The 15,025-nt window shown below is 69.9% G+C and carries 12 protein-coding genes and 1 riboswitch; of the genes, 8 read left to right on the forward strand and 4 right to left on the reverse strand.

Features of this window, described 5'->3' with window-relative positions:
* The 4 genes from nadC to AB3M90_RS03080 are packed head-to-tail and all read right to left on the reverse strand — an operon-like array spanning window position 1 to window position 4,446.
* The gene (nadC, locus tag AB3M90_RS03065) at window positions 1-852 is read right to left on the reverse strand and encodes a carboxylating nicotinate-nucleotide diphosphorylase (protein ID WP_412949854.1); all 852 of its coding nucleotides are present in this window, start codon (window positions 850-852) and stop codon (window positions 1-3) included.
* Window positions 852-2,393, reverse strand: a complete 1,542-nt coding sequence (gene nadB, locus AB3M90_RS03070) for an L-aspartate oxidase (RefSeq protein ID WP_412949855.1) — start codon at window positions 2,391-2,393, stop codon at window positions 852-854. The genes nadC and nadB overlap by 1 nt, the downstream gene beginning before the upstream one ends.
* The gene (gene nadA / locus AB3M90_RS03075; RefSeq protein ID WP_412949856.1) at window positions 2,390-3,733 is read right to left on the reverse strand and encodes a quinolinate synthase NadA; all 1,344 of its coding nucleotides are present in this window, start codon (window positions 3,731-3,733) and stop codon (window positions 2,390-2,392) included. Before nadA ends, nadB begins: the two co-directional genes overlap by 4 nt.
* Entirely contained in the window at window positions 3,730-4,446 is a 717-nt protein-coding gene (locus AB3M90_RS03080) for an NUDIX hydrolase (RefSeq protein ID WP_412949857.1), read from the reverse strand. Before AB3M90_RS03080 ends, nadA begins: the two co-directional genes overlap by 4 nt.
* Window positions 4,447-4,710: 264 nt before the next feature.
* Between AB3M90_RS03080 and AB3M90_RS03085 the strand changes: the two genes are divergently transcribed.
* The 8 genes from AB3M90_RS03085 (at window position 4,711) to gcvP (ending at window position 14,954) form a co-directional block, all read left to right on the forward strand.
* Window positions 4,711-6,399 (forward strand): ABC transporter substrate-binding protein, encoded by a 1,689-nt coding sequence (locus AB3M90_RS03085; RefSeq protein ID WP_412949858.1) that lies wholly within the window; start codon window positions 4,711-4,713, stop codon window positions 6,397-6,399.
* 40 nt (window positions 6,400-6,439) lie between these two features.
* The gene (locus AB3M90_RS03090; RefSeq protein WP_412949859.1) at window positions 6,440-7,435 is read left to right on the forward strand and encodes an ABC transporter permease; all 996 of its coding nucleotides are present in this window, start codon (window positions 6,440-6,442) and stop codon (window positions 7,433-7,435) included.
* Complete coding sequence (locus AB3M90_RS03095; RefSeq protein ID WP_412949860.1) at window positions 7,428-8,414, forward strand: ABC transporter permease; 987 nt, start codon at window positions 7,428-7,430, stop codon at window positions 8,412-8,414. The genes AB3M90_RS03090 and AB3M90_RS03095 overlap by 8 nt, the downstream gene beginning before the upstream one ends.
* Window positions 8,411-9,262 (forward strand): ABC transporter ATP-binding protein, encoded by an 852-nt coding sequence (locus AB3M90_RS03100; protein WP_412949861.1) that lies wholly within the window; start codon window positions 8,411-8,413, stop codon window positions 9,260-9,262. The genes AB3M90_RS03095 and AB3M90_RS03100 overlap by 4 nt, the downstream gene beginning before the upstream one ends.
* Window positions 9,259-10,095 carry an ABC transporter ATP-binding protein gene (locus AB3M90_RS03105; RefSeq protein ID WP_412949862.1) on the forward strand — a complete coding sequence of 279 codons (837 nt, stop codon included), beginning with the start codon at window positions 9,259-9,261 and terminating at the stop codon, window positions 10,093-10,095. The genes AB3M90_RS03100 and AB3M90_RS03105 overlap by 4 nt, the downstream gene beginning before the upstream one ends.
* A gap of 67 nt (window positions 10,096-10,162) precedes the next feature.
* Window positions 10,163-10,257: riboswitch (glycine riboswitch) on the forward strand.
* Between the two features lie 164 nt (window positions 10,258-10,421).
* Window positions 10,422-11,606 carry a glycine cleavage system aminomethyltransferase GcvT gene (locus tag AB3M90_RS03110; protein ID WP_412949864.1) on the forward strand — a complete coding sequence of 395 codons (1,185 nt, stop codon included), beginning with the start codon at window positions 10,422-10,424 and terminating at the stop codon, window positions 11,604-11,606.
* The gene (gene gcvH / locus AB3M90_RS03115) at window positions 11,603-11,980 is read left to right on the forward strand and encodes a glycine cleavage system protein GcvH (protein ID WP_412949865.1); all 378 of its coding nucleotides are present in this window, start codon (window positions 11,603-11,605) and stop codon (window positions 11,978-11,980) included. The genes AB3M90_RS03110 and gcvH overlap by 4 nt, the downstream gene beginning before the upstream one ends.
* Window positions 11,981-12,041: 61 nt before the next feature.
* Complete coding sequence (gene gcvP / locus AB3M90_RS03120) at window positions 12,042-14,954, forward strand: aminomethyl-transferring glycine dehydrogenase (RefSeq protein WP_412951199.1); 2,913 nt, start codon at window positions 12,042-12,044, stop codon at window positions 14,952-14,954.
* Window positions 14,955-15,025: the final 71 nt, after the last annotated feature.

Genomic DNA, 15,025 nt, shown 5'->3' on the forward strand with positions numbered 1-15,025 from the left:
TCAATCGATCCGCAGGTCGAGGCCGAGGTCGAGCGCACGGGCCGAGTGCGTCAGGGCTCCGACCGAGATGACGTCGACGCCCGTCGCCGCGATGTCGCGCACGGTCTCGAGGGTGACTCCTCCCGACGCTTCGACCGTCGCCCGCCCGTCGATCAGGGCGACCGCGCGGCGCAGATCGTCGAGGGTGAAGTTGTCGAGCAGCACGGTGTGCGCTCCGCCCTCGAGCACGTCGCCGATCTGGTCGAGCCGGTCGACCTCGACGATCACGTGGGTCGTGTGCGGCAGACGCGAGAGCGCCTCGCGCAGAGCGGTGGCGAGGTCGGCTCCGGACCGCTTCAGCACGGCGAGGTGGTTGTCCTTCGCCATCACCGCATCCGACAGCGAGTACCGGTGGTTGCGGCCTCCGCCCGACGCGACCGCATGCCGCTCGAACGCCCGCAGACCCGGCGTGGTCTTGCGGGTGTCGGCGATGCGCGCCTGCGTTCCCGCGACCGCCCGCACGTAGGCGGCGGCGAGGGTCGCGATTCCGCTCATGCGCTGCGTGAAGTTCAGCGCGACGCGCTCGGCCGTGAGGATGCTGCGTGCCGAGCCCGACACCGAGGCGAGCACGTCGCCGGCTCCGAACTCGTCGCCGTCGCCGACGTGCACATCGACCCTGAGCGCGTCGTCGGTGAGGCGGAAGGCGGCGGCGAACACCTCACCGCCGCTGAACACTCCGGGCTCGCGTGCCACGAGGTCGGCCGTGGCCCTCGCATCGGGCGGAAGCAGAGTGGTGCTGGTGAGATCGCCCCAGGGGGCGTCCTCCTCGAGAGCGGCTCCGACGACGCGGGCGAGGGTGGCGGGCGAAAGCATCAGACGGTCTCCAGGATCGGTGCGGAGGTTCGGCTCTCGGCATCCGAGAGCCGGTAGTGGGCGCCGACCGATCCGGTCCGCGCGAGGGCGGCGGAGGCCGTGGCCTCGGCGAGCAGCAGCAGATTCGCGTCTTCGTGCTCGGCGATGGTGCGAGGCTCAGGCGCGCTCGCGGACCACGATCGCGCGGTGTCGAGCGCGTGACGGAGCCCGTCCTCCGTGCGCAGCAGCCCGACGTGGTCCCACATCAGCCGCTGCAGCGCGGCGCGCGTGAACGGCAGCCTCTCGCTCAGGTCGCCGTGTTCGAGGGATGCCGGCGCCGGGCCGCCGGAGTGGTGCGCACGGACGGGGGACGGGGCGGACCAGGGCTCGCTCAGTGCCGCTGCCGCTCTGGCGCCGAAGACGGCGCCCTCGAGCAGGGAGTTCGAGGCCAGTCGATTGGCGCCGTGCACTCCGGTGCGCGCGGCCTCGCCGACCGCGAACAGCCCGGGAACGGTGGTGCGGCCGTGCAGGTCGGTGACGACGCCGCCCATCAGGTAGTGCGCGGCGGGCGTCACCGGAAGCGGCTCGCGTGACCAGTCGAATCCGCGTTCCCGTGTCGTCCGATCGATCGTCGGGAACCGTGCGGCCAGGGAAGCGGCCCCCAGCGAGGTCGCGTCGAGGCGCATCGGCGCGCCCTGCGCCGCGGACTGGCGGGCGATGGCGCGCGCGACGACGTCGCGGGGCGCCAGCTCGCCGTCGGGGTGGCTGTCGAAGGCGAATCGTCGACCCGCCGGGTCGATCAGCGTCGCCCCTTCGCCTCGCACGGCCTCGGAGATGAGGAACGGCGCGCCCGCGGCCAGGATCGTCGGGTGGAACTGCACGAACTCGAGGTCGGCGATCGCGGCACCGGCGCGCAGCGCGGCCGCGATGCCGTCTCCGGTGGCGCCGACCGGGTTCGTCGTGTGCGCGTAGAGGTGTCCCGCACCCCCGGTCGCCAGGATCACCGCGTCGGCGCGCAGCTCGGATGCCACGGCCTCCCGGATCGCCGGCGCGGCGTTGAGCAGGCGCACGCCCCGCACCGCGCCCCCGCTCACGACGACGTCGGTCAGGAAGGCATGCTCGATCACTCGCAGGGAGGAGGAGCGCACGCAGGCCGTGAGCGCCCGAGCGATGGCCGCTCCCGTCGCATCGCCGCCGGCGTGCACGATGCGTGCGTGACCGTGTGCCGCCTCACGGCCGAGCAGCAGACGTCCGTCGGCGTCGCGATCGAAGGCGACCCCGCGCGCGATGAGCTCCGCGATGCGCTCCGCCGCCTCGGCGACCAGAACGCGCACCGCCTCGGCATCCGAGAGTCCGGCGCCGGCCGCCAGGGTGTCGTGGGCATGCTGCTCCGGTGAGTCGCCCGGGCCGTAGACCCCGGCGACCCCGCCCTGCGCGAGGCCGGTGCACCCGTCGCCGAGCCGTCCCTTGGTCACGAGCGTCACCGCGTGCCCGGCCTCGTGGGCGTGCAGCGCCGCGGTGAGCCCGGCGATGCCGGCCCCGACGACCACGACGCTCGTCATGCGCCCACGGCGACCGGCGGCTTCGCCGCCAGCATCCGCTCCAGAGCGAGTCGCGCGGGCTTGGCGACGTCGTCGGCCACCGTGATCCGGTTGGGCGTGCGCCCCGCCACCAGCTCTTCGAGCACCCACGCCAGGTAGCCGGGGTGGATGCGGTACATGGTCGAGCAGGGGCACACGACCGGATCGAGGCAGAAGATCTCGTGCTGCGGGTACTGCGCGGCGAGGCGGCGGACCAGGTTGATCTCGGTGCCGACGGCGAAGGTCGCAGGTTCCGTGGCCGCGTCGATCGCGCGACGGATGTAGTCGGTCGATCCCGCCTCGTCGGCGGCGTCGACCACGTCCATGGGGCACTCCGGGTGCACGATCACGCGCACGTCGGGATGTTCGGCGCGGGCCTGGTCGATCTGCGCCACTGTGAAGCGGCGGTGCACCGAGCAGAACCCGTGCCACAGGATGACGCGCGCGTCGACGAGCTCGGCGGCGGAGGACCCGCCGAGCGCTCGCCGCGGGTTCCACATCGGCATCTGCTCCAGCGGCACTCCCATCGCCTTCGCGGTGTTGCGTCCGAGGTGCTGGTCGGGGAAGAACAGCACGCGACGACCGCGCTCGAAAGCCCACTCCAGCACCGTCCGCGCGTTCGACGAGGTGCAGACGATCCCGCCGTGCCGCCCGACGAATCCCTTGATCGCCGCGGAGGAGTTCATGTAGGTGACCGGGATCACCGGCACCCGTCCGTCGGAGTCGACGGCGTCGAGGTCGCCCAGAACCTCGGTGAGCTGCTCCCAGCACTCCTCCACCTGGTCGATGTCGGCCATGTCGGCCATCGAGCAGCCGGCGGCGAGGTTCGGCAGGATCACGGCCTGATCGGGCTGCGAGAGCAGGTCGGCCGTCTCGGCCATGAAGTGCACGCCGCAGAAGACGATCGCCTCGGCGTCGGGACGCTCGGCGGCGGCACCCGCGAGCTGGAACGAGTCACCCACGTCGTCGGCGTACCGCACGACCTCGTCGCGCTGGTAGAAGTGCCCGAGGACCACGACCCTGTCGCCGAGCGTCTCTTTCGCGGCTCGGATGCGTCGATCGAGCTCGTCCTCGCTCGCCTCCCGGTACTCGGCCGGCAGCTCGCCCTGACGCGGGGCGCCGGTGGGGATGACGTCGCCCATCGACGACCCGGGGCCGTAGCCGGGCCGGGTGTCGAAGTTCCACGGACCCACGGCGAGGTCGGTGGTGCAGGTGGCGTCGGTCGACGCGCCGCTGACGATGGCCTGGATCGCGTGGTCGACGGACGGGTCGGTACGGAACGTCAGGTCCAAGCGCGGTCCCTGAGCTTGTCGAAGGGTCATCGGATGCTCGTTTCTTCGGGGCCGAGCGGGCCGCGATCGGCGAGCTCGACATCGGTGTTGTAGCGGTAGAGGCGTGCGGGTCTGTGGCTGCCGGTGCGGAAGCGGTCGGTGGGGAGGAGGTTGCCCGTCGCCTCGACCTGACGACGGAAGTTGGCGGGGTCGAGCTGTCTGCCGAGGATGGCCTCGTAGGCCTCGCGCAGATCCGACAGGGTGAACTCGGCGGCGAGGAATCCGTGCGCGACGCGGCTGTAGCCGACCTTGTTGCGCAGCCTCCACAGCGCGTACTCGATGATGGCGGCGTGATCGAACGCGAGAGCGGGCAGTGTGCGCACGTCGAACCACTCGACGTTCTCGGGGGCGCGGCCGGAGGACCGGTGCGCGGCGCTCTGGGCGCGCACGTCGTCCTGACGCAGGAGAGCCCAGTAGACGATCGACACGACGCGGGTGGGGGAGCGATCGACCGCGCCGAACGCGTACAGCTGCTCGAGGTAGCTGGGGGCGAGGCCGGTGGTCTCGGCGAGCGTGCGCGCCGCCGCGTCGACGGGGGATTCGGATGCCGTGAGCCAGCCGCCGGGCAGCGCCCACTGGTGCGCGAAGGGTTCGCGCGTGCGTCGCACGAGCGGAAGGGCGAGCACGGCCTCGCCCGTCTCTGTACGGCGCAGCGTGAGGATCGCCGTCGAAACGGCGACCCGGATGTCCGGACTTCGAGTCATGGCCACCTTAACATCCCTCGCCGATCTTAGTGTCATTCGGACACTTAGTGCGACCGTGTGACGCGACGGCGCGTCGAGTCCGAAACGTTATCTCTGTGTGGTCTCCAGGCTTGTCCGACGCGATCGGGTTTGTTAGGTTACTGTCCTAACAAACCCGGACAGACGGCGCGTCGCCTTCGTCCGGCTGTCCAGGACTCCGAAGACGGGGCCCTGCTCCATCGGAGAGATCCCTCCTGCAGTGCAGCACCGAGAGGAAACAGAAGAATGATCCGTAACGGAAAGCGCAAGATCGCGCTCACCGCCGTCGCGGGGGCATCCGTCCTCGCCCTGGGCCTGACGGCCTGCGGCGCCGGCGGCAGCGGCGACGACAGTGCCGACGGCGACCGCGCGCTGCGCGTGTGGGCTGGAAGCCAGACGCCGATCACCGCCAACTACAACCCGTTCGCGCCGACGGTGCTCCACGGCGCCCTCGGACCCATCTACGAGCCGCTGTTCTTCTTCAACAAGACCGCGGACTCCGAGCCGGTCGGCCTCATCGGCGACTCCTACGAGTACAACGAGGACGGCACGGTGATCACGATCACCATCAAGCCCGACCTCACCTGGAGCGACGGAGAGCCGCTCACCGCGAAGGATGTTGCCTTCTCGTTCACCTACGAGGCCAACAACCCCGAGGGCAACGGACTCGTGTCGGCGGAGGCCACCGACGACACCACCGTCGTGCTGACCTACTCGGCTGCGCAGTACACCACCGAGTTCCAGCGCCTGGGTTCGACGTACATCCTGCCCGAGCACATCTGGTCGGAGGTCACCGACTTCGCGAACTTCGCCAACGAGGAGCCCGTCGGCTCCGGCGCCTACGTCGTCGACAAGACCACCAGCGAGTCGTACACGCTCGTCGCCAACGAGAACTTCCGCGACGCCGACAAGCTCGGCGTCAAGAAGGTGCAGTACATCGCCGTCGACAACAACCAGACAGCGCAGGACCTGCTCGCCGCCGGCGAGCTGGACTGGACCGGTATGTTCATTCCGAACCCCGACGACGTGACGGCGAACGGAGCGATCGACTGGGTCAACACCCCGCAGGACCCGACGGTGCTCTACACCTGCTCGAACGCCGACCTCGGCTGCACCGGCCCGCAGACCGAAGTCGCGGTGCGCCAGGCGCTCAACCTCGCGGTCGACCGAGCCACGATCAAGGACAAGGCGTTCGTCGGTCTCACGGGCGACATCTCGCCGACGTACGCGCTGCTTCCGCGCGACGAGAAGTGGGTCGCCGACTCGGCGAACGAGGTCAGCCCGCAGGAGGCGAACGCCGCCGAGGCCGCGAAGATCCTCGAGGCAGCCGGATACACGAAGGACGGCGACTTCTACGCCAAGGACGGCGTTCCGCTCGAGCTCACCCTGACCTCGGTCGACGGCTGGACGGACTACAACGACGCCGCGAAGCTGATCGCGGAGCAGGCGGCCGCCGCCGGCATCAAGATCACCCCCTCGACGGTGCAGTGGCAGGAATTCTCCGACTCGCGTCAGGGCGGCGACTTCCAGCTGATCGTCGGCGGAATGATCGGCACCTCGGTCGCCGACCCGTTCCAGATCTACCGCGACTGGTTCGGCGGCACCGCCGTGCAGTCGACGAGCCCGGTCGGCACCGAGGTCCCGGCGGGGCGCTGGAACTTCAGCCGCTACAACAACCCGACGGTCGACGCCGCGATCCAGGCGGCGATCAGCACCGACGACGAGGCGACGAAGAAGGAGCTGTACGCGACGATCCAGACCGAGATCGTCAAGGACGTTCCCTACATCCCGCTGGTCATCAACGCGACGCAGACCTTCTACAACACGAAGGACTTCACCGGCTGGCCGACGGAGGACGACATGTACGCCTTCCCGCCCTCCTGGGGCGCGATCGCGGCCGGCTACGTGCTGACGCACCTGCAGCCGGCCGAGTAAGCGGAAGGGACGGGGAAGCAGGAAGTCAGGAATCAGTGACATGAAGTTCTATGCACGAAGAATCGGGTTCTACGCGTTCACGCTCTGGGCCGCGATCTCCCTCAACTTCCTGCTTCCCCGGCTCATGCCGGGGAACCCCGCCGACATCATGATCGCCAAGATGCAGCGGGCCGGCGGAGAGATCTCCGAGACGACCATCCGCAACATCAAGCTGCTGCTCGGCGGCGACGACTCCTCGCTCTGGGAGCAGTACCTCGCCTACTGGGGCCGCATGTTCCAGGGCGACCTCGGGATCTCGGTGACGAAGTTCCCCACTCCGGTCACCGAGCTCATCGCGGGAGCCATCCCGTGGACGCTCGTGCTGGTCGGCACCACGACCGTCCTCTCCTTCCTGCTCGGCATCGTCCTCGGCGCCTGGGCGGGCTGGAAGCGCGGGACCTGGGTCGACCATCTCATCCCGGCGACCACGGTGCTCCAGTCGATCCCGTACTTCTGGATGGCGCTGATCCTGGTCGCCGTGTTCGCGGTCGGACTCGGCTGGTTCCCCCTGTTCGGCGGCTACGACGTGTTCGACTTCCCCGACGGGCCGGAGCCGACCTGGGCCTTCTTCTCCGACGCGTTCGCCCACTCGCTGCTGCCGGCGATCACCATCGTGATCTCCTCGGTCGGAGGCTGGATGTTCGGCATGCGCAACATGATGGTCGCCACCCTCGCGGAGGACTACGTCCTCACCGCCGAGGCGAAGGGCCTCCGGCCGCGGCGTATCATGACCACGTACGCGGCCAGGAACGCCGCCATCCCCTCGATCGCGGGCTTCTCCATCACGCTCGGGTTCGTCGTCGCCGGCTCCATCGTCATGGAGCAGGTCTTCACCTACCCCGGCATCGGCAAGCTGATGTTCCAGGCCGTGACGAACAACGACTACTCGCTGATGCAGGGGCTGTTCCTCGTCATCACCATCACCGTGCTCGCGGCCAACTTCTTCATGGACCTCGTCTACGGCTTCATCGACCCGAGGGCTCGCCAGAATGTCTGATCCGCAGAACACCGCCGGGCTGCTCACGATCGAGGAGCAGCCGATGTCGACGCCCGCGAGCACGGTCTCGCTGGCCACCCAGCAGGATCGCCGGCGCCGCGGCATCCTCCCCAGCTCGTCGCCGAAGTTCATCGTGGGCTCGGTCCTCGTGCTGGCCATCGTGCTGTTCGCGATCGTCGCGCCGTTCTTCACGCAGGACCCGCGCAGCACCGCCAATCCCGCGCTGCAGCCGCCGTCGGCCGCGCACTGGCTCGGCACGACCAAGCTCGGCAACGACATGCTCGCCCAGCTCGCGATCGGCGCGCAGGGCTCGCTGCTGATCGGCGTCGTCGCCGGTGCCATCGCCATCGTGCTCTCGCTCCTGTTCGGCGTGCTGGCCGGCTACCTGGGCGGATGGCGCGAAGACGCGCTCGCGCTCCTCACGAACGTGATGATCGTCATCCCGGGCCTTCCGCTGGTAATGGTGATCGCGTCGTTCGTGCCGCAGCGCAGCTGGCAGCTCGTCGCGTTCGTGCTCGGCATCACGTCGTGGGCGGGCGCCGCCTACGTGCTGCGGCTGCAGACCCGGTCCCTGCGCACCCGCGACTACGTCTACGCCTCGAAGGTGGCCGGAGAGCGCTCCTTCCGCGTGATCCTCGTCGAGATCATGCCGAACCTGCTCCCGCTCCTGACCGCGCAGTTCCTCTTCGCCATCATCTTCGCCATCCTCGGCGAGGCCGGGCTCTCCTATCTCGGCCTCGGCCCCAACTCCTCGATCACGTGGGGCTCGATCCTGAACGACGCGCAGTCGGGTCAGGCTCTGGGCCGGGGAGCCTGGTGGTGGTTCGTCCCGCCCGGTCTCATGATCGCCGTCCTCGGCGCCGGTCTCGCCCTGATCAACTTCGCGATCGACGAGGTCATCAACCCGAAGCTGCGCAACGCGCCCGACGCCGCTCGCCGAGTGCGCAAGGCGGCCAAGGACAAGGGGGTCACCGCATGAGCGACGCCGTGCTCACCGCCACGAACGTCTCGATCGAGTACGAGGTCGACCCGCCGGTCAAGGCGGTGAAGAACGTCTCTCTCACGCTGAACCGAGGCGAGATCCTCGGCCTCGCCGGAGAATCGGGCTGCGGGAAGACGACACTCGCGTACGGGATGAACAGGTTGCTGAAGCCGCCGGCGCTGATGACCGACGGCGAGATCGTCTTCCACGACCGCGACGGACACGATATCGACATCACGTCTCTCGACGGCGAGGGCCTCCGCGCGTTCCGCTGGGACAAGATCTCGATGGTATTCCAGGGGGCGATGAACTCGCTCAACCCCGTGATCGATGTCAAGGCGCAGATCTTCGACATCTTCGACACCCATCGCCCCGGCATGTCGAAGAAGGCGAAGCAGGAGCGCGCCGAAGAGCTGCTCACCCTCGTCGGCGTCGACCCGGTGCGCCTGACGAGCTTCCCGCACGAGCTGTCGGGCGGCATGCGTCAGCGCATGATGATCGCGATGGCGCTGGCCCTCGATCCGCAGGTGATGATCATGGACGAGCCGACGACCGCTCTCGATGTCGTCGTGCAGCGCGGCATCATCCGAGAGATCATGCGCCTGCGCGAGAAGCTGGGCTTCGCGGTCATCTTCATCACCCACGACCTGCCCATGCTCATCGAGATCAGCGATCGCATCGCCGTGATGCTGCAGGGACGGATCGTCGAGGAGGGGACGGCGGAGGAGATCTACCGCACCCCGCAGCACGAGTACACACGCAAGCTGCTGTCGAGCTTCCCCTCGCTGAAGGGCGAGCGCGGAGACTTCGTCCGCACGGGAGCGAGCCGGGAGGGGATCCGATGACCGCCACTCTGGAGGCGCGCAACCTGACCAAGGACTTCCACCTCCGGTCGGGCTTCACGACATCTGTGCTGCACGCCGTGAAGGACGTCTCGTTCACGATCGAAGCGGGGAAGACCATCGCCCTCGTGGGGGAGTCGGGCTCGGGCAAGTCGACGATCGCACGGATGCTGATGAAGCTGGAGACGCCCACGAGCGGCGAGATCCTGCTCGACGGCGCGCCGTCGGGCACCCGCGGGCGCGCGCTCGAGCGCTACCGGTCCGATGTGCAGATGGTGTTCCAGGACCCGTTCGCCTCGCTCAACCCGTTCCACACGATCGTGCATCACCTCGAGCGCCCGATCCGGCTGCACCACCCGAAGCTGGACCGCGCCGAGGTGCGAGCCCGGGCGGTGGAGCTGCTCGAGCGCGTTCGGCTGTCACCCGGCGAGAGCTTCGCCGAGCGCCGCCCGCACGAGCTCTCGGGCGGGCAGCGGCAGCGTGTCGCCATCGCGCGCGCTCTGGCCCCCGGCGCCCGCTTCATCGTGGCCGACGAGCCGGTGTCGATGCTCGACGTGTCGATCCGCCTCGGCGTGCTGAACCTGCTCGCCGATCTGCAGCGGGAGGAGAACCTGGGGGTGCTGTACATCACGCACGACCTGGCCACCGCCCGCCACTTCTCCGACGAGATCATGGTGCTCTACAAGGGCGACGTCGTCGAGCGCGGGCCGGCCGATGAGGTGATCCTGAACCCGCAGCACGCGTACACGAAGACCCTTCTGGCGGCCGCTCCCGAGCCCGACAATCTCGGCCGCCTGCGCGACGAGGTGCGGGCTGAGCTCGCCGCCGGACGATGACACGGCGGGCCGCCCGCGGCGGCGGACCGCGCGGGCTACACTGGACCGACAACTGAAGACGGGCCGAACGACCCCCGCGGGAGAGCCCCGGCGAATGCAGCCGGGCACCGAAGGAGCAAGCCTCCCCGCCAATCTCTCAGGTACGCGTACCGCGAGGGTTCCGGCCACTCTGGAAAGCGAAAACGAGCGAAGCGGGTCTCCCGCCTCCCCGTGATCCGCCGACGGTGAAAGCCCCGCTGCGGGCGAAGCTCTCAGGCCCATGACAGAGGGGGAGTTCCGAGGAACGGCGTCGCCGCCGGTCCACCCGATCCGCACGGGAGAACTCGATGTCCGACGCCCGCTACACCCCGCTCCGTCAACGCCATGAGGCGCACGGAGCATCGTTCACCGACTTCGGCGGCTGGCAGATGCCGGTGCGCTACACCTCCGACCTCGCCGAGCATCACGCCGTGCGCCGGGCGGCGGGGCTGTTCGACATCTCGCACATGGCCGAGTTCCTGGTCACCGGCGTGCACGCCGCCGATTTCCTCGACTACGCGCTCGCCGGGCGGATCTCGACGATGCCGGTCGGCAAGGCCAAGTACTCCCTGATGCTCGCCGACGACGGCGGCGTCATCGACGACGTCATCGTGTACCGCCTGGCGGACGACCGGTTCCTCGTGATCGCCAACGCCGGCAACCGCGGCTTCGTCGACGCCGCCTTCGCCGCGCGCGTGCGCGACTTCCCGTCGATCCCCGAGCGCGAGGCGCCGCCGCGGGGTGCAGGGGAGGAGCGCAGCTTCGCGGGCTTCCTGGGCGACCGCGGCGTCGACGTGGAGGACGCGTCCGACGACTACGCCCTGCTCGCCGTGCAGGGACCCTCGGCCCAGGCGATCCTCGCCGCGACCGAGGGCATCACCGATCTCGGCGTGCCGTGGGACGCGCAGCGGTATTACGCGTGGGCCGACGCCTTCTTCCGCGGCGCGCCCCTGCTCATCGCCCGCACCGGCTACACCGGCGAGGACGGCTTCGAGCTGCTCATCCCCGCCGCCGAGGCGGGCGCCCTGTGGGATGCGCTGCTGACCGCCGGCGAACCGCACGGCCTCGTGCCGGCGGGGCTCGCGGCGAGGGACACGCTCCGCCTCGAGGCGGGCATGCCCCTGTACGGACACGAGCTCTCGCGCGACATCCGGCCGGCGCAGGCCGGGCTCGAACGCGTCGTCGCCGCCGACAAGGAGAGCTTCGTCGGCAAGGATGCTGCGGCCGCGGCATCCGATTCCCCCGTGCTCGTCGGTCTCGTGGCCGAGGGCAGGCGCGCGGGACGCGCGGGGTACGCGGTGACCGATGCCGACGGCGCCGTCGTCGGCGAGATCACGAGCGGCGCCCTGAGCCCGACCCTCGGACACCCCATCGCGATGGCCTACGTCCGTCCTTCTTCCGCAGAAGAGGGGACCTCTCTCTTCCTCGACGTGCGGGGGACGAAGATCCCCGCGACCGTGACCGCCTTGCCTTTCTACCGGAGGACGAAATGACCGATCTGACCACCCTCAAGTACAGCGAAGAACACGAATGGGTCGCCCTCGACGGCGCCGTGGCGACCGTCGGCATCACCGACTTCGCCGCTGACGCCCTCGGCGACATCGTGTTCGTCGAGCTGCCGGCCGTCGGCACCTCCGTCGCCCGCGGCGACGTGTTCGGAGAGGCCGAGTCCACGAAGTCGGTGTCGGAGCTCTACGCCCCGGTGGCGGGCACCGTCACCGAGGTGAACCAGGCCGTCGTCGACGACCCCGCGCTGCTGAACTCCTCGCCGTTCGACGACGCGTGGCTCATCCGGGTCGAGGTCGCCGACGGCGCCCTCGACGGACTGCTCGACCGCGACGCGTACGTCGCGCACACGGAGGGCTGACAGACCCGTGGTCTCTTTCGCCGATCGTCACATCGGGCCGACGGATGCCGCTCAGCGGATCATGCTGGACGCGCTCGGCATCGCCCCTTCGACAGGCTCAGGGTCCCAGGGGAGCGGCTCAGGGTCCCAGGAGGAGGCGGTCGAGGCGCTCATGCGCGAGGCCGTCCCTGCCTCGATCTTCACGCCGCCGTCGTCGGCGACGGCCTCGACCATCCCGCCCGCCGCGAGCGAGACCGAGGCGCTGGCCGAGCTGCGGAGCCTCGCCGCGCGCAACGTGGTGAGCCGCCCCATGATCGGGCTCGGGTACTACGGCACGATCACCCCGCAGGTGATCCAGCGCAACGTGCTCGAGAACCCCTCCTGGTACACGGCGTACACGCCCTATCAGCCGGAGATCTCGCAGGGGCGTCTCGAGGCGCTCATCAACTTCCAGACCATGGTCGCCGAGCTCACCGGGCTGTCGACCGCGAACGCCTCGATGCTCGACGAGTCGACCGCGGTCGTCGAGGGGATGCTGCTGGCCCGACGGGCATCGAAGTCGGGTTCGAACGTCTTCGCCGTCGACGCCGATGCGTTCCCGCAGACCCGGGCTCTGCTCCAGACGCGTGCGGAAGCCGTCGGCATCGAGCTCGTGCCCGTCGACTTCGCCTCGGGCGACGAGCTGCCCGCCGAGCTGTTCGGCGTCTTCGTGCAGTACCCGGGAGCATCCGGGCGCGTGTGGGACCCGTCGGCGGTGATCGATGCGGCGCATCTGGTCGGCGGCCTCGCCGTCGTCGCCGCGGATCTGCTCGCGCTCACCCTCCTCACCTCGCCCGGCGCTCTCGGCGCCGATGTGGCGGTCGGCACGACGCAGCGCTTCGGGGTGCCGATGGGCTTCGGCGGCCCGCACGCCGGATACATGGCGGTGCGCGCCGGCCTCGAGCGTCAGCTGCCCGGTCGCCTCGTCGGCGTCTCGGTCGATGCCGACGGCAAGCCCGCCTACCGCCTGTCGCTGCAGACGCGCGAGCAGCACATCCGCCGCGAGAAGGCGACGTCGAACATCTGCACGGCCCAGGTGCTGCTCGCCGTCATGGCCTCGATGTATGCGGTCTATCACGGGCCGGACGGGCTCCGTGCGATCGCCTCCCGGGTCGCCGACGCGGCGCTGCGCCTGAGCGAACGGCTGACCGAGGCCGGCGCCGAGGTCGTGCACGAGGCGTTCTTCGACACCGTCCTGGTGCGGGTGCCCGGGCGCGCGGCGGAGTATGCGGCCGTCGCCCACGCCGAGCACGGGATCCTCGTCCGCGTCGCGGACGACGACACGATCGGCATCTCGGTCGACGAGACCACGACCGACGCCGACCTGCACCGTCTGACCGCCGTGTTCGGCGGACCGCAGCCGAGCGCCTTCGGGCACGGCGCCTCGGGGCAGAGCGCCTTCGGACAGGACTCTCCCGGGCAGGGAGCGAGCGGCTCGCAGGGTGCGCTGCCGCGCGATCTCCTGCGACAGGACGACTTCCTCACGCACCCCGTCTTCCACGCCCATCGCAGCGAGACCGCCATGATGCGGTACCTCAAGTCGCTGGCCGACCGCGACTACGCGCTCGACCGGGGCATGATCCCGCTCGGTTCGTGCACGATGAAGCTCAACGCCGCGACCGAGATGGCCGCGATCACCTGGCCGGAGTTCGCCGGCATCCACCCCTTCGCCCCGGCGTCCGACGTGCAGGGCTATCTCGACCTGATCGAGCAGCTCGAGGGCTGGCTGGCCGAGGTCACCGGGTACGACGCGGTCTCGCTGCAGCCGAACGCCGGCTCGCAGGGAGAGCTCGCCGGACTCCTGGCGATCCGGGGGTTCCACCACGCGAACGGCGACACGCACCGCACGATCTGCCTGATCCCGTCGTCGGCCCACGGCACGAACGCCGCCTCGGCGGTGCTCGCCGGCATGAAGGTGGTCGTCGTCGCGACCGACGAGCTCGGCGACGTCGACCTCGCCGACCTGCGCGCCAAGATCGCGCAGCACGCCGACGAGCTCGCCGCGCTGATGATCACCTACCCGTCCACGCACGGTGTGTACGAGCAGGACGTGGTGGAGATCACCGCCGCCGTGCACGACGCGGGCGGTCAGGTGTACGTCGACGGGGCCAACCTCAACGCGCTCCTCGGCTATGCCCGGTTCGGCGACCTCGGCGGCGACGTCTCGCACCTCAACCTGCACAAGACGTTCGCGATCCCGCACGGCGGCGGCGGACCGGGTGTCGGCCCCGTCGCGGCGAAGGCGCACCTGGCGCCGTTCCTGCCGTCGCACCCGCTCGCGCAGCGCGCCGAGCACGCGGGCGGATACACGTTCGCAGGTGGAGCGGTGTCGGCGGCGCCCTACGGCTCGGCCGGCATCCTGCCGATCTCGTGGGCGTACGTGCGCATGATGGGTGTCGACGGGCTCCAGCGGGCGACGGCCGCCGCAGTGCTGTCGGCGAACTACATCGCCGCGCGCCTCGGCGAGCACTACCCAGTGCTCTACGCCGGTGAGAACGGGCGGGTCGCGCACGAGTGCATCCTCGACCTGCGTCCGCTCCGCGAGGCCACCGGCATTACGGTCGACGATGTGGCCAAGCGGCTGATCGACTACGGCTTCCACGCGCCGACCATGTCGTTCCCCGTCGCGGGCACGCTCATGGTCGAGCCGACGGAGTCGGAGGACATCGACGAGATCGATCGCTTCGTCGAGGCGATGATCCTCATCAAGGCGGAGGCGGATGCCGTCGCCGGCGGGCGCTGGCCCGCCGACGACAACCCGCTGGCGCATGCTCCGCACACGGCCGTGTCGTTGATCGCGGGGGAGTGGGATCACGCCTACACCCGGGAGGAGGCGGCGTACCCCGTGCCGTCGCTCGTCGCGGGGAAGTACTGGCCGCCCGTTCGCCGCATCGACCAGGCGTACGGCGACCGCAACCTCGTGTGCGCCTGCCCGCCGGTGGAGGCCTTCGCCTAGGCGCCGCCGCCTCGCAGGGGCCGCCCCGACGATGTTTCCGTGATATTTCGGATCATCACCACTCAGTAACA

The organism is Microbacterium martis, from assembly GCF_047246685.1.
GTDB lineage: Bacteria > Actinomycetota > Actinomycetes > Actinomycetales > Microbacteriaceae > Microbacterium.

Coding starts and splice junctions, on each gene's coding strand:
- gcvH (WP_412949865.1), top strand. CDS start 11,603: ATGACCGATCTGACCACCCTCAAGTACAGCGAAGAACACGAATGGGTC.
- AB3M90_RS03095 (WP_412949860.1), top strand. CDS start 7,428: ATGTCTGATCCGCAGAACACCGCCGGGCTGCTCACGATCGAGGAGCAG.
- AB3M90_RS03080 (WP_412949857.1), bottom strand. CDS start 4,446: ATGACTCGAAGTCCGGACATCCGGGTCGCCGTTTCGACGGCGATCCTC.
- AB3M90_RS03090 (WP_412949859.1), top strand. CDS start 6,440: ATGAAGTTCTATGCACGAAGAATCGGGTTCTACGCGTTCACGCTCTGG.
- nadC (WP_412949854.1), bottom strand. CDS start 852: ATGCTTTCGCCCGCCACCCTCGCCCGCGTCGTCGGAGCCGCTCTCGAG.
- AB3M90_RS03105 (WP_412949862.1), top strand. CDS start 9,259: ATGACCGCCACTCTGGAGGCGCGCAACCTGACCAAGGACTTCCACCTC.
- AB3M90_RS03110 (WP_412949864.1), top strand. CDS start 10,422: ATGTCCGACGCCCGCTACACCCCGCTCCGTCAACGCCATGAGGCGCAC.
- AB3M90_RS03085 (WP_412949858.1), top strand. CDS start 4,711: ATGATCCGTAACGGAAAGCGCAAGATCGCGCTCACCGCCGTCGCGGGG.
- AB3M90_RS03100 (WP_412949861.1), top strand. CDS start 8,411: ATGAGCGACGCCGTGCTCACCGCCACGAACGTCTCGATCGAGTACGAG.
- gcvP (WP_412951199.1), top strand. CDS start 12,042: ATGCTGGACGCGCTCGGCATCGCCCCTTCGACAGGCTCAGGGTCCCAG.
- nadB (WP_412949855.1), bottom strand. CDS start 2,393: ATGACGAGCGTCGTGGTCGTCGGGGCCGGCATCGCCGGGCTCACCGCG.
- nadA (WP_412949856.1), bottom strand. CDS start 3,733: ATGACCCTTCGACAAGCTCAGGGACCGCGCTTGGACCTGACGTTCCGT.